This is a genomic window from Bacillus safensis FO-36b, from assembly GCF_000691165.1.
Lineage (GTDB): Bacteria > Bacillota > Bacilli > Bacillales > Bacillaceae > Bacillus > Bacillus safensis.
The window spans coordinates 57,691-71,032 of sequence record NZ_ASJD01000004.1; the positions used below are offsets into that span (position 1 = coordinate 57,691).

The window sequence follows — 13,342 nt, forward strand, 5'->3', positions numbered from 1 at the left end:
CTAATATTCAATACGCGGATCAACGATCGCATATAAAATATCCGCTATTAAATTTCCAACCACCACAAGCACTGCGGAAATAACGGTCATCGCCATAATGACCGGATAATCTCTCGAAAAGGCAGAATCAATGAACAGCTTTCCAAGTCCAGGCCAGGTGAAGATTTGTTCCACCACGACTGCGCCGCCAATAAAAGATGGTATCATTAATCCGAAAATCGTTATGACAGGCATAAGACCGTTTCTTAAACCATGTTTAAAAATGACTTTGTTTTCTCTAAAGCCTTTCGCTCTTGCTGTGCGAATGTAATCCTGCCTCATCACATCAAGCATACTCGACCTTGTGTACCGGGTCAGCCCTGCCATATCAGCCGTTGCTAAAACAAAGGCTGGTAAAATGATGTGATGGAGCCGGTCAAACACATTAAAATCAGCATTCAAGGTAGAGACTCCGCCAGTTGGAAACCACCCTAAGTTCACGGATAAAACCATAATGAGGATGAGACCAAACCAAAAGTTTGGAATAGCCAGTCCGATAAAAGATGTAACCGTAATGCCATAGTCAAGCTTTGTATACGGACGTTTTGCTGAAAGAACACCAAATGGGATGGCGATCAGCAGGGCAACTATTGTAGAAAAGATCATGAGGGTGAGGGTATTTGGCAGCCGGGCAAAAATCAAATCAGCCACGGGTGTTCCCTTTTTGACAATGGATGTGCCAAAGTCACCTTGTAGCATATTGCCAAGCCATTTCATATATTGCACATATTCAGGATCGTTCAAGCCGTACTTATCAATAAAGGCTTCCCGGTCTGCCGCACTAATAGTAGGATCCATCATGAGTGACATCGGATCGCCTGGTGCTGCTTTCATAATGGCAAAGGACAAGATGGTAATCCCTAATAAAATGGGAATGGAGAGCAATGTCCTTCTAATGATATATGTAACCATATGCACAACTCCTTTTTCATCGGATCGCCATTCTGTGAAAAAAAGGCCAAAATGATGTTATTTTAGCCTTTTGTCTTCTTTTCAGCGTGATATGAAAACCCTTGAATTCTCATGCTGATGCGGAGCGAACGAAATGATCTTTTTAGCACCCGCGCAGAGAACTGACACCGAATGCAAGGGATTGTTCTCACGGTGAAAGGGGAGAATCCCCCTTCTTCACTATCAGCCTACTGTTCAAGCCACCATTTTTCGATTTTGTAATACTCATCTTTCGGGTGGTAAGAGTAGCCTTGGAGATTAGATGGCATAGCGCGATGTGAATTGGCATAGTAAAGGAACGTATACGGCTGATCCTCTGCGATCAGTTTATAAATTTTTTCATATGCCTTTGAATAATCTTTTCGATCGCTTAAGTTTTTAGCATCGACTAACAGCTTATCGACCTCTTTATTTTTATACCAGATGTTATTTAAGCCTTTTTCAGACTGGCTTGAGTGGAATATGCTGAATTGATCAGGGAATGTCGCAAGGCTCCAGCCGAGCAGCAGCGCATCATAATCCCACTTAGGCGGTGTCGTCTGCTCAATGAGTGCACTGAATTCCACAATTTGCGGCTTTGCTTCCACACCGATTTCTTTGAGCTGCTGCTGGACAACGACAGCGATATCTTCACGAACTTTATTTCCTTGGTTGGTCTTTATGACAAAGGAGAATTTCTTGCCATCCTTATCAAGATAGCCGTCTCCATCTGTATCCTCCCAGCCCTCTTCTTTCAGCATCTTTTTCGCTTTTTCTTGATCAAATTCAAATACTGGCACACTTTCATCCTTTGGATAGTTCCAGGACAGCGGACTTTCTGGAATGTTGGCTACTTTGCCGTCTCCATCTAGCACTTGGTCAACAATCGTTTGACGATCAATAGCATGTGTCAGCGCTTGGCGGACCTTTTTACTTTTAAAGAGTTCATTTTTCTGGTTCCAGCCAATGTATGAATAATTGAGTCCTAGATCAGATTCAATTTTAATGTTGCTCACTTTTTCAGCTGTTTGCAGCTCGGAGCCTGGTACAGCAAAGAAATCAATATCTCCTGCTGACAGCTGGGCAATCGCTGCATTCTGATCAGGAATGGTTTTAATTGTGACAGTATCAAGGTAAGGACGTCCATCCCAATAATCGTCAAAGGCTTCTAGTTTGACGTAGTCTCCTTCTTTCCATTCTGCAAATTTAAATGGACCAGAACCGATTGGTTTTTTTCGGTTAAATTCGTTTTCACCGAGATCTTTTATAGGCACATCACCTAAAATATGCTTAGGTAAAATACCGTAGCTTCCTAGTGTGACATTATAAAAATACGGATCTTTTTTATTGAGCTTGAATTCGATCGAGTAGTCCCCTGTCTTTTTAACAGACTCTAAAACTTCAAAGCCTGATCCGCGCTCCCCGTTGTAGTCCTTATTGATTGGAATGCTGTATGTAAACACAACATCGTCAGCAGTCAGTTCTTCACCATCATGAAACTTCACACCTTTTTTAATGGTGACATCAAACTGCTTGCCGTCATCAGATTCTTTAATATCCTCTGCCAGCGATAGCTGAGGGTTGAGCTTTCCGTCTGTTTGAAGTAAGAAGCTGTAGATTCTTTCCTCAATATCAGAGCTTGCCACATCTGTAGAATACAGCGAGTTAAATAATGTTGGCTCTGCAATTGAACCGATGACAAGATCGCCGCCTTGTACCGGTTTACCTGTGGATTTCTTTCCACTGTCTCCAGACGTTTTATTTCCACCAGAACAAGCAGCAAGGATTAATGTAAAGATCAGCAGTAAACTGACCAAAATGAACTTTCTATTTCTACCTTTCATAGACAATTCCCCCTATTCTTTTTTAAAAATAATGACCGAATCCTTTTTCATCCCCCCTCTCAAAGATGAGATCATACAAGCTTGATCAAGCGTTGTAGAGGTGGCAGGCAACAAAGTGGTTCGTTTTTAATTCCTGAAATGCTGGTACTTTTTCTTTACAGATTTCTTTCGCGTGCGGGCATCTTGTGTGAAATACGCAGCCTTTTGGCGGATTTGCAGGACTCGGCAGATCGCCTTGGAGCATAATGCGTTCTCTTTTCGTCTGCCCTTTTTTACGGGTGACAGGAACGGAAGAAAGCAGAGCCTGTGTATACGGATGGAGCGGGTCATCGTACAGACTATGCTTATCGGCAAGCTCCATCATTTTGCCGAGATACATGACGCCGACTCTATCGCTAATATGCCTGACCACACTTAAATCGTGAGAGATAAATAGATAGGTAAGGTCAAATTCCTCCTGAAGCTCCTCCATCAGATTAATAACCTGCGCCTGAATAGATACATCAAGTGCTGATACAGGCTCATCTGCGATGATCATGTCGGGATTCATGGCAAGCGCACGAGCGATGCCGATCCGCTGCCTCTGCCCGCCTGAAAATTCATGGGGATAGCGGTTCGCAAAGCTTGGATGAAGACCTACCTTTGATAAAAGCTGTTCTACTTTTTCATTTCTTTCTTTTAAGGAATATAAGTGATGTGTTTTGTAGGGTTCTTTGATGATGCTTCGAAGTGTTTTTCTAGGGTTGAGTGATGCAAAGGGATCTTGAAAAACCATTTGGATGTTTTTTCGTGTAGATTGTCTTAGCTTTGATTCTGATACGCGCGTGATGTCTTGCCCTTTAAAAAAGATTTGACCGTCAGTTGGTTCGTATAGGCGGATCATTGTCCGGCCTAGTGTAGATTTCCCGCATCCTGACTCCCCGACAATACCTAACGTTTCACCTTTATAAATCTTCAAGTCTATGCCGTCAACAGCTTTCACTGCACCGACTTTCTTTTGAAAGACGCCCGCTTTAATCGGAAAATGCTTTCGAATCTGTTTCAGTTCAAGGATCGTTTCTTTCTCTGGTAATTCCGTTATTTGTGTTTGATTTTGAGCAAGGGTCATGTGTGGTCTGCCTCCTCATATAAGAAACATCTGACGCTTCTGCCATTTTCAAATGTTCTCAGCTTAGGCAGTTCTCCCAGGCAGCGTTCCTTCACTTGCGGACATCTAGGAGCAAAGCGGCAGCCGGCTGGAAGCTGATCTGGCGCAGGAACATTTCCTTTGATGGCTGTTAACGGCTGTATGTCTCCGTCAATGACAGGAATCGATTCAAGCAGCCCTTCTGTGTAAGGATGAAGCGGCTGTTCAAACAACTCTTCAACAGTCCCATTTTCAACAACCTGTCCGCAGTACATGACAATCACTCGATCTGCAACTTCAGACACGACACCTAAATCATGTGTGATAAGAAGAATAGATGTACCAAAGGTAGAGCATAAATCTTTCATTAAAGTGAGTACCTGGGCTTGAATGGTCACATCCAGGGCAGTTGTCGGTTCATCTGCAATGAGAAGCTTCGGATCACAGCTTAGTGCTATGGCAATCATCACTCTTTGCCGCATGCCGCCTGATAAACGATGCGGATAATCTTTCATGATTTGCTCCGGGCGGGAAAAACCAACAAGCTTCAGCAGATCAACCGCTTTTTTGACCGCTTCTTTTTTTGAAAGTTTTTTGTGATAGATGAGGATTTCTGTTATTTGTTCTCCGATGGTTAAGACGGGATTAAGTGAGGTCATGGGTTCCTGAAAGATCATAGATACATCATTACCGCGGATGCTGCATAATTCCTTTTCACTATATGTAACAAGGTCCTTTCCATCAAGTTTGATGGAACCGTCCATAATTTTCCCACCCGTTCCATGAATCAGACCCATAATGGATAAGGACGTAATACTTTTGCCAGAACCAGACTCACCGACTAATGCGACAGTTTCTCCTCTGTTGATGCTGAAATCAACGCCATCCACAGCAGGTATCGGTTCCTTTTTTCGAAAAAAATATGTTTTTAAGTTTTGCACTTCAAGCAGCGTGCTCATTCATTCGCCCCTTTCTCCTTAGATCAATAGAATCGAACCTGAATATTCTGTATTTTAAAAATAAAAAGAATTATTTGTATATTATTACATCGCTATGACGAAATCAAGAAGTATTTAGTAAATTTGTAATATGTCTCTTCTTATGTGAATTATTCACTTTGTGATTCTATCGCCTTTAAAAAGGTTTCTGCTGGCTCTGCAATCATAGACTCCTCGCTGATTCGGTGCTCATTGAAATATTTTTTCACAATATAAAACCCGGTAGCGTAACCAAGCATTTTAGGGTAGTTCCCTTTTCCATAAAGAAGATTCTGTATCAGCCTTTCGTCGTCCTGGACTCTTTGATCAAGATGACTGGATACCCATTTCTTGTACATACGCTGAAGCTGTTCTTCGCTATAGAAGGTGGTCCATTTCGCTGTATAGTTTTCTCCATATCTATGATACACAGCATATTCAGCGAGCCCCTCCATCATGATTGTATCGAGGAATGTAAAGTCTTTTTCTTCTTTTGAGAGAAAATGCAGCCTGCATACATGGTGATATTCGTGAGTCAGCAATGTACCGATTCGCTCCTTCGGGGTATTTGGAGACAAAAAAAGAAAGACCTTGTCATCAAATGCCATGCCGGATTGATAATAAAATTGCTCTCTGATTTCTCTGCTGCTCTCGTTGACAGGTAAAATAAACACAGGAATGTCTGGACCTTCCCACTGCTTTTGAAGCGTTTGATATTCTTTCATGACAAGCTTGAAGTACCCTTTTTCCTTGAGCTTGTCGATCATGTTTTTGCACGAGCTCCAAGACCGAACCATCCCGTGATGCTGCAGGTGAGCGAGGATAGACGACCATTCTTTTTCCTCGGCCCCTTTAAAATAAGGAACAAAGCGCGCTGCAAGCTCCTGAAATGATGATGATTGATGAATGAGATATTGTGTATTGATTAGACCCATACCGCTGAGCACCTCCATTTTCATCATATGCAAAAAAGCGGCGATCTGTTTATCGACCGCCGCTTTCTCAGAAAGTATTACGCTTCGTATTTTTTGAAAATAATTGTCGCATTATGCCCGCCAAAACCAAGTGAGTTACTTAAAGCCACTTGTACTTCTTTTGAACGTGCTTCATTTGCTACATAATCAAGATCACATTCTTCATCCGGTGTTTCAAGGTTAATGGTTGGAGGAAGGACGCTGTCTTTAATCGCAAGAACAGAGAAAATGGCTTCTACTCCGCCTGCTGCGCCAAGTAAGTGACCTGTCATTGATTTTGTCGAACTGATCGCAAGCTGGTTCGCATGCTCTCCGAACACTTCTTTAATCGCCATTGTTTCAAATTTATCATTGTAAGGTGTGCTTGTACCGTGGGCATTGATATAATCAATATCTTCCACAGACAACCCTGCATCTCGAATCGCTTCTTTCATTGCACGGACGCCGCCTTCTCCATTTGGAGCTGGTGCTGTAATATGGTAGGCATCTCCAGTTGAACCATAACCAACGATTTCTGCATAAATGGTCGCACCACGTTTTAAGGCATGCTCAAGTTCTTCAAGAACAATAATCCCTGCACCCTCACCCATGACAAATCCGTCGCGGTTTTTGTCGAACGGACGGCTTGCTGTCTTTGGATCAGGATTTGTCGAAAGGGCTTTGTTCGCACAGAAACCTGCAAACGACATTTTTGTTAATGGCGCTTCTGTTCCGCCTGTGATCATTGCATCTGCATCTCCGCGCTGAATAACTTTAAATGCATCACCAATCGAGTTTGTTCCTGTTGCACATGCTGTCACCGTACAAGAGTTAACCCCTTTTGCGCCAAGTGCAATAGAGATTTGGCCTGTCGCCATATCAGGAATCATCATTGGGACGAAGAATGGACTGACGCGTCTTGCCCCTTTATTTGAATACACTTCAAACTGCTCTTCAAATGTTTCAAGCCCGCCAATACCAGACCCAACCCATACACCAACACGCGGTGCGATTTCATCTGTGATTTCAAGACGTGAATCTTCCAGCGCTTTTTGAGCTGCAACGACTGCATATTGTGTGAAGCGTGCCATTTTTCGCGCTTCTTTTTTCTCCATGTAATCTTCAATGTTAAAATCTTTTAGTTCTGCCGCTACTTTTGCGGTATATTCACTTGAATCGACACGTGTAATCGGTCCAACCCCTGATACACCCGCTAAAGCATTTTTCCATGTTGACTCTACATCGTTGCCAAGAGGTGTCAAAGCACCTAATCCTGTAACAACTACTCGTTTCTTATCCATTAATTTGTGCACCCCACTCTTTTATCGGCCCCATCGCATAGCGATTGCGCCCCAAGTTAATCCGCCACCAAAACCAACCATTACAATCACATCGCCGTCATGAATTTTTCCGGCTTCGATTTCTTCACATAGTGAAATTGGAATGGATGCTGCTGATGTGTTTCCGTATTTATGAACCGTCTTCGACATTTTTTCAACTGGAAGCTCTAAGCGTTCGCGTGCTGCTTCCATAATGCGAATATTTGCTTGATGCGGGATCAAGAAATCAACGTCTTCTTTTGATAGTCCAGCTTTTTCAATGACATTTACACTTGACTCTCCCATTTGTCTTACAGCAAATTTAAATACTTCTCGTCCATTCATGATTGTATGATCTTTTTCATCTAAGTACAAGTGCTTCCCGCCGCTTCCATCTGCTCCAAGTTCAAATGATAGAATTCCTTTGCCTTCGCTGACTTCTCCCAGCACAGCAGCTCCAGCTCCATCTCCAAACAAAACAGCAGTATTACGGTCATCCCAGTCTGTAATGCGAGAAAGCTTTTCTACACCGACAACAAGCACGTGTTTGTAAGTTCCTGATTCGATAAATTGTTTTCCAGTAACAAGCCCATACATAAAGCCAGCACACGCAGCGCTAATATCCATTGCACATGCTTTATGTGCACCGAGCTGTTCTTGAATCATGCAAGCAACTGTCGGAAATGCTTGATCTGGCGTGACTGTCGCCACAAGAATCATATCGATATCTTCTGCAGCCACATCTGCGGCAGCTAATGCTTTTTTTGCAGCAGCAAGCGCCATATGAGATGTATTGACATCATCAGATGCAATTCTTCTTTCTTCTATACCTGTTCTAGTACGAATCCACTCGTCAGAAGTTTCAACCATTTTTTCTAAATCATGATTTGTTAATACTTTTTCAGGTATATAGCGGCCAAGGCCAATAATTCCAGCATTCATTGAATAAGACTCCTTTTACTCATACGAGCATGTGATATTGTGATCTTATATTAGTATCTGGTACTAATTTTAACTTATTTTTTTCTTCTTGGCAATACAAACGTCTAACCTTTCCTCTCACTTTTTTCATAGATTAATGATATATACCAATAGTAGAAAGGAACATGTGATATGGCACAAAAAGATATTTTCTCAGCAATGATGTTTGGACAGCCGATTGAGAAGGAGAAAAGCAAGACAGAGGCAAAGGAGGAACGTGCGGAGACATCTTCAAGTGAGGACTCAATTGACTACATGCATGTCATGAATCAAATTGGGAACATTATGAACTCCATCGATGAGCTGAAGCCTGTGTTTAAAGATGTTGGTCCTATGATTAGTGCCTTCAAGAAAAAATTATCATAAAAAAAGCCACTATTCTGTGGCTTTTTCTGATTCTGCATCTGCTTTTCCAAGCTCGTATGCTTCCTGCATGACAGATGTAAATAATGTTAGAAGCGGCTGAAGTGCTTCAGGGTCAAGCTGAATCCCTGCTTTATCTAACTCTTCCTTCGCCTGCGGAAAATACTTCATGGCAATTTGTAAAAATTCCATCGATTTTTCGTGCTGCATGTCGTCGTCTCCTCACTTTTCATTTGGCAGTTTACCTGTTTTTTTGTATGACGCAATATCACTTTCAATGTCTTTCACAAAAGCGTCGTCAATGGTGGAGCTAAATTTCCCCATCTCGACCACTCCTTCTTTAAAATCAAAGGAGTACTCATCTTGTTCATTTAGCTTGCCTTCATTAAACTTCTTTGCAATGATACTGTACGCCTTATCAACATGCTGTACAGTGCTCGTTAAAACTGTATGGCTGCCGAGGTTGGATTGATCGGTGACGTATCCGATCGCTGATAAATTATCGGCTTTGATTTGTTCAATGACAGGGATATTATAACCATCACCTGCTGGATACACAACATCAACGCCCTGTTTTTTTAATTTTTGATAGAGCTCCACCGCTTTGTCAGCATCATCCCAGTTTTCGACAAACTCTGCTAATACTTGTACATGTTCATCTTGATATTTTGCTCCTTTGATAAAGCCGTCTACTTCACTTTGCCAATCGTATGTAGCAAGAATACCAATCTTTTTTGTTTTTGACATATGTGCAGCTGTCATGCCTCCGAAAAAGCCCATCGCTTCACCTTTAAACGTCACGTTTGTGACATTGCCCGCCTGAGGCTTGTTTCCATTGACCGTAATAAATTGTATGTTTGGATAATCTTCACTGATCAAGTTAAAAATTTCACTGTATTCATTGCCATGGCCAATAATTAAATTGACTCCTTTTTTATGGAATTCTTCAATGGCATCAACGATTTTCTCCTTGTCGACCATTCCTTCCTTATAATAAACATCTACACCAAATGTTGATTGGATACTTAATAAGCCTTTATAACCTTTCGTTCCCCAAACTTGATCATTGATCGTATCGGGGACGAGTAAACCCACCTTCTCAATTTTTCCTTTTAAAGGCGCCTGCGAGCAGGCAGTTAATAGAAGAAGGAACGAAAAGATCATGACAAGCCGCTGGTACTTCATGCCATGTTCAACTCCCTTTTGCAACATGCAGTGATGAACCTGTATGTTAAATATAGGTTTATTTTATACTGAAAAAAGATAAGATGGAAGATCATTCTTGCTTTTTGTCGAAAAATGTTGAGTTTTGTCTTTTCCATTCTGCAATCATGTCTTCTGCTTGTTTGTCATCTGTTTGGCTTTCTACCTTCAATTCATACGTCATGTCCTGTCTTTGACCTGTGTCCGAAGCCCATTGTAACAATTCCTTTGCCACATCTTCTACAAAAAGTGAATCTGCACGCTTTGTTTGATCTTCATTGAGTGTCCATGGTCCGAACATGCGAGGAAGAATAACTGCCGGCACATTCTGTTTCGCTGATTCGTTTTCAGGTTTTTCATAAAGAATCTGGTACATGCCATGCTCTGCTTTGATGTCTTTCTGCCTGTTATGCGGTTCCTCTGATTGAATAAAAATGAGGTCATACGTGTCTTTGCTATCCTGAAGGTCAATGACACGAACGAGATCATTTCTGCCCAGCCACATCATCCGCTCTTCTAACAGTGCCTTTTGTTCTTCTTTAAAATCATGAGGACGCGTGATATCCACTTGAATGCCCTCTTTCATCATATATTCACAAAGTGTCAGGCCAAAAAACTCATCTGCCCCTATGATCAGTCCTGTTTCCATGTTCACGTCCCCTTTTTTAATATCGAATAAAAAGAAGAGCCCTTTCTATGAAGGGCTGTTATCATCCTATTCATCACAATTCTCTTTCATGCGATTTATAAAACTTGTGAATGGATTGAAAGATTCTTCTCGGATGATCAAACATATGCAGCGTGAGATCGACCTGACAATGTTCTGGATTTTTCATATGCTGATCAATAAAAGGCTTTGCGTGAAGTTCATATGCATAAGGTGCGCCGTTTAGCCTTTGCCATATATGAATCGGTACATGAGCAGAATGAACAGGACAAGAAGGCAGTGGATACGTTTCAGCTTCCTTTTCAGAACAGCCATAGCTCTCTGCTAACTCTTTGAGCAGCTGCTTATAAAAGAATTTGTGTTCCTTTTCTCTTTCTCGTTGTGCATCCAGATTCAGACATGGATTCACCATCGCAATGGACCTTAGTACTTCAGGCATCTCCTCAGCAAGGCTCATAGCAACAAGTGCACCCATTCCCTCTGCGAGCACATGAATTTCCCGGTTTAATATTTCTTGTTTTAGTGTGTGATGCACGAGCTGCTTGGCACTAAAAACAGCATCTTCGCATCCCCAGTGATTCCCATGAAGATGACTATTAAACAATGTATATCCTTCATCCTTTAAGGCAGTTAAAAGCTGGTTTCTTCCATAATGCTGAAGCCAGAATGATGTATTTTCCTGCACAAAGTGATTTCGGTCACCGAGGATTAGAATGCCAAAGCCATTTGGTTTTTGAGGAAGGTGAATGATGTTCCACTGGGAACCAAGCTGGAAAAAACGTTCGCTTACACCCATATGGCCAGCCTCCTTTCAGTGATTCTGCTTTCTATGATATGAACAACAACTCTTGTAGGAATAAGGAAATCCCCTAAAGACAGAAGAATTCTTTTTATTTTTATAGCAGAAGGTCTTAAAATGGTCACATAAAGGCGGAAAACAGTCTTTTCCCTTCACTTGCATCTATGGTATGATAATCAATAGATTGTTACATAAAGGACGGTGGGATTATGCATTATATTATCACCCTCATTTGGACTTTTCTGCTGACACATATGGCTGGTTACATCGTTGCCTCTATGAATGGAGCTGCTTATGATTTTACGCTCACTTCCATTCTTGCAGTTGTGTTTACGGTTATTTTATTCATCTTTGCTGAAGTAAGTCCAATGAAAGAAACGGAAAGTTCAACAAAACATTCTTAATATGACTTGTGAAAAAGAGCTAAATTGATGTTTAGCTCTTTTTTCTTTCTTTTCAGAGTGATTGCGGCACGCTAAAACCCCCTGCCTTAAACATACAGGGGGTTTTTATTGTTTATACCTCGACGGTTTCGGACTTCTGTTTGTCCTCTGTCAAATGGCTTTTCGCAAGCCCTGTAAACAGGAAGATCGCGATACCTGATAAAATTTCAAGGATTCCTCCGCCAGCAATGACAGGTCCCGCTCCAAATCTTTCTGCCAGGACGCCTGATACGACAGCTGCAAGCGGGAGAAAGACATTTGATGAGGCATTGATCACAGCATATACTTGCGGCTGATCCTCTTGGTCAACAGATGTTTGAATAATGACCATTTCCGGCACATTGATCGCACTGACAGCAGCTCCGAAAATAAAGGAAGCAAGCAGAACAACCGGCAGCCATGTACTCATCCCTGTCATAAAGAACGCAGCCCCTTCAATCATGCCAGCGACAATAAAGAACAAACCAAATCTCTTAATTTTCACCTTTGCCAGAGCAAAGCCCATCATAAACGCGCCAACTGCGGCAACACCTCTTAAAATGGAATACACCATGGAGTCGCTTTGCAGCGCTTCTGCTACGTATACCGCTGACAGTGCCTGCCACGGAGCTGCTGCGACATTCATTAAGATACAATACAGCGTGAGCGCAAATAAAATGTGATGGTTTTTGACAACGAGAAACCCTCTTTTTAAGTTATACAAATATGTATTCTTCGCTTGTTTAATGCCCGCTGCTTTTTCTTCATCGGTTTTCTTTAGTTTGACCCCGATAATAAACAGACCAGAAATCACAAATAAAGCAGTGGTGATCAGCAGAGTATCTGCAGGTCCAATTAATTTAACCAAAAGACCAGCTACCATGACTGCTGCAAGTGCAACAATCTCAAAAGAAGATTGCAGGATTGCATTTGCTTTTTGAATGAGATGCTTTGGAACAATCTGCGGTAAGATCGCCACCGAAGCTGGATTATATGCTGCACCTGTTGCCGATTGAATAACCATTAATGAAATCAATAACCATAGAGGCAATAGATGCGAAAAGTGCAGAAGTGGAATAATGAGTACAATTGTTGCTCGAACAACATCTGAAGCGAACATCCATTTAGACAAATGGTGCTTTTTCATAAGAGGTCCTAAAATTGGGGCTAACAAAGATGAAGGGAGAACCGTTACTGCTAGAAGAAGTCCTGTACCGAGCGCTCCATCCCCTCTTAAAATCAATAGCCAAAGGACGGATGTAAAAGCAAAACTTTCCCCTGTGTTTTTAATGAGTCTTGATATGAATAATGAGGTGAAGCGTTTATTCCAAACACTTTCACTGAGATTCATCTTTTCCATCACACAAATCCTTTCAACAATATATTACATATTTTACCTTAAGTTCTCTCTTTTTCATACTATTTATTTGAAAATTTGAACTTAATTGTTTTTTATTATAAAGAAAAAAGAGGCATGACACATGCCTCTAAAGTCTTATTCCTGCTGACTCTTAGTCAATTGCTTACGGCTTTCTTTGGTAGGTCCAAACACGATTATGGTTCGAGTTATCAGGAAAGACATCGCCTGCTTTAAGCTTAATCTTTAAAGGATCTTTCACCATACTGCCAGTTTCACCGATCTCGATATACACACCATTATTCGGTGCTTTATTCCCTGATTTAAACTGATGCTGCTGACCCATTTTCATCCTCCTTTCT

At 41.6% G+C, this 13,342-nt stretch carries 15 protein-coding genes; 2 read left to right on the top strand and 13 right to left on the bottom strand.

Annotated elements, in window-relative coordinates; genetic code table 11:
* From BA81_RS10755 to BA81_RS10785, 7 genes are all read right to left on the bottom strand, one after another.
* Positions 1-951, bottom strand: a complete 951-nt coding sequence (locus BA81_RS10755; RefSeq protein ID WP_034282072.1) for an ABC transporter permease — start codon at positions 949-951, stop codon at positions 1-3.
* A gap of 227 nt (positions 952-1,178) precedes the next feature.
* Positions 1,179-2,813 (bottom strand): peptide-binding protein, encoded by a 1,635-nt coding sequence (locus BA81_RS10760; protein WP_034282073.1) that lies wholly within the window; start codon positions 2,811-2,813, stop codon positions 1,179-1,181.
* A gap of 85 nt (positions 2,814-2,898) precedes the next feature.
* The gene (locus BA81_RS10765; protein ID WP_034282075.1) at positions 2,899-3,921 is read right to left on the bottom strand and encodes an ABC transporter ATP-binding protein; all 1,023 of its coding nucleotides are present in this window, start codon (positions 3,919-3,921) and stop codon (positions 2,899-2,901) included.
* The gene (locus tag BA81_RS10770) at positions 3,918-4,898 is read right to left on the bottom strand and encodes an ABC transporter ATP-binding protein (protein ID WP_034282076.1); all 981 of its coding nucleotides are present in this window, start codon (positions 4,896-4,898) and stop codon (positions 3,918-3,920) included. Before BA81_RS10770 ends, BA81_RS10765 begins: the two co-directional genes overlap by 4 nt.
* Positions 4,899-5,047: 149 nt before the next feature.
* Positions 5,048-5,851, bottom strand: coding sequence for a DUF2268 domain-containing putative Zn-dependent protease (locus tag BA81_RS10775; protein WP_024425050.1), 804 nt, complete (start codon positions 5,849-5,851; stop codon positions 5,048-5,050).
* 77 nt (positions 5,852-5,928) lie between these two features.
* Positions 5,929-7,170: a beta-ketoacyl-ACP synthase II gene (fabF, locus tag BA81_RS10780; protein ID WP_034282078.1), complete on the bottom strand. Its 1,242-nt coding sequence runs from the start codon at positions 7,168-7,170 to the stop codon at positions 5,929-5,931.
* A gap of 21 nt (positions 7,171-7,191) precedes the next feature.
* Complete coding sequence (locus BA81_RS10785; RefSeq protein ID WP_034282079.1) at positions 7,192-8,130, bottom strand: beta-ketoacyl-ACP synthase III; 939 nt, start codon at positions 8,128-8,130, stop codon at positions 7,192-7,194.
* Positions 8,131-8,301: 171 nt separating this feature from the next.
* Here BA81_RS10785 and BA81_RS10790 point away from each other — a divergent pair, with 171 nt between their 5' ends.
* Positions 8,302-8,535, top strand: coding sequence for a hypothetical protein (locus tag BA81_RS10790; protein WP_034282082.1), 234 nt, complete (start codon positions 8,302-8,304; stop codon positions 8,533-8,535).
* Between the two features lie 9 nt (positions 8,536-8,544).
* Here the strand turns inward: BA81_RS10790 and BA81_RS10795 are convergent, their stop codons facing one another.
* The 4 genes from BA81_RS10795 to BA81_RS10810 form a co-directional block, all read right to left on the bottom strand.
* Positions 8,545-8,742: a ComZ family protein gene (locus BA81_RS10795; protein ID WP_034282083.1), complete on the bottom strand. Its 198-nt coding sequence runs from the start codon at positions 8,740-8,742 to the stop codon at positions 8,545-8,547.
* 12 nt (positions 8,743-8,754) lie between these two features.
* Positions 8,755-9,717: a BMP family ABC transporter substrate-binding protein gene (locus BA81_RS10800; protein ID WP_034282085.1), complete on the bottom strand. Its 963-nt coding sequence runs from the start codon at positions 9,715-9,717 to the stop codon at positions 8,755-8,757.
* Positions 9,718-9,808: 91 nt separating this feature from the next.
* The gene (locus BA81_RS10805) at positions 9,809-10,384 is read right to left on the bottom strand and encodes a hypothetical protein (protein WP_034282088.1); all 576 of its coding nucleotides are present in this window, start codon (positions 10,382-10,384) and stop codon (positions 9,809-9,811) included.
* Between the two features lie 73 nt (positions 10,385-10,457).
* A complete protein-coding gene (locus tag BA81_RS10810; RefSeq protein WP_024425057.1) occupies positions 10,458-11,198 on the bottom strand; it encodes a hypothetical protein in 741 nt (246 codons plus the stop codon).
* 212 nt (positions 11,199-11,410) lie between these two features.
* Between BA81_RS10810 and BA81_RS10815 the strand changes: the two genes are divergently transcribed.
* Entirely contained in the window at positions 11,411-11,605 is a 195-nt protein-coding gene (locus BA81_RS10815; protein ID WP_003211779.1) for a YjzD family protein, read from the top strand.
* A gap of 112 nt (positions 11,606-11,717) precedes the next feature.
* Here the strand turns inward: BA81_RS10815 and BA81_RS10820 are convergent, their stop codons facing one another.
* On the bottom strand, positions 11,718-12,983 hold the full coding sequence (locus tag BA81_RS10820) for an MFS transporter (RefSeq protein ID WP_034282089.1): 1,266 nt from the start codon (positions 12,981-12,983) through the stop codon (positions 11,718-11,720).
* 163 nt (positions 12,984-13,146) lie between these two features.
* Positions 13,147-13,326 carry a YjzC family protein gene (locus BA81_RS10825; RefSeq protein WP_008348517.1) on the bottom strand — a complete coding sequence of 60 codons (180 nt, stop codon included), beginning with the start codon at positions 13,324-13,326 and terminating at the stop codon, positions 13,147-13,149.
* Positions 13,327-13,342: the final 16 nt, after the last annotated feature.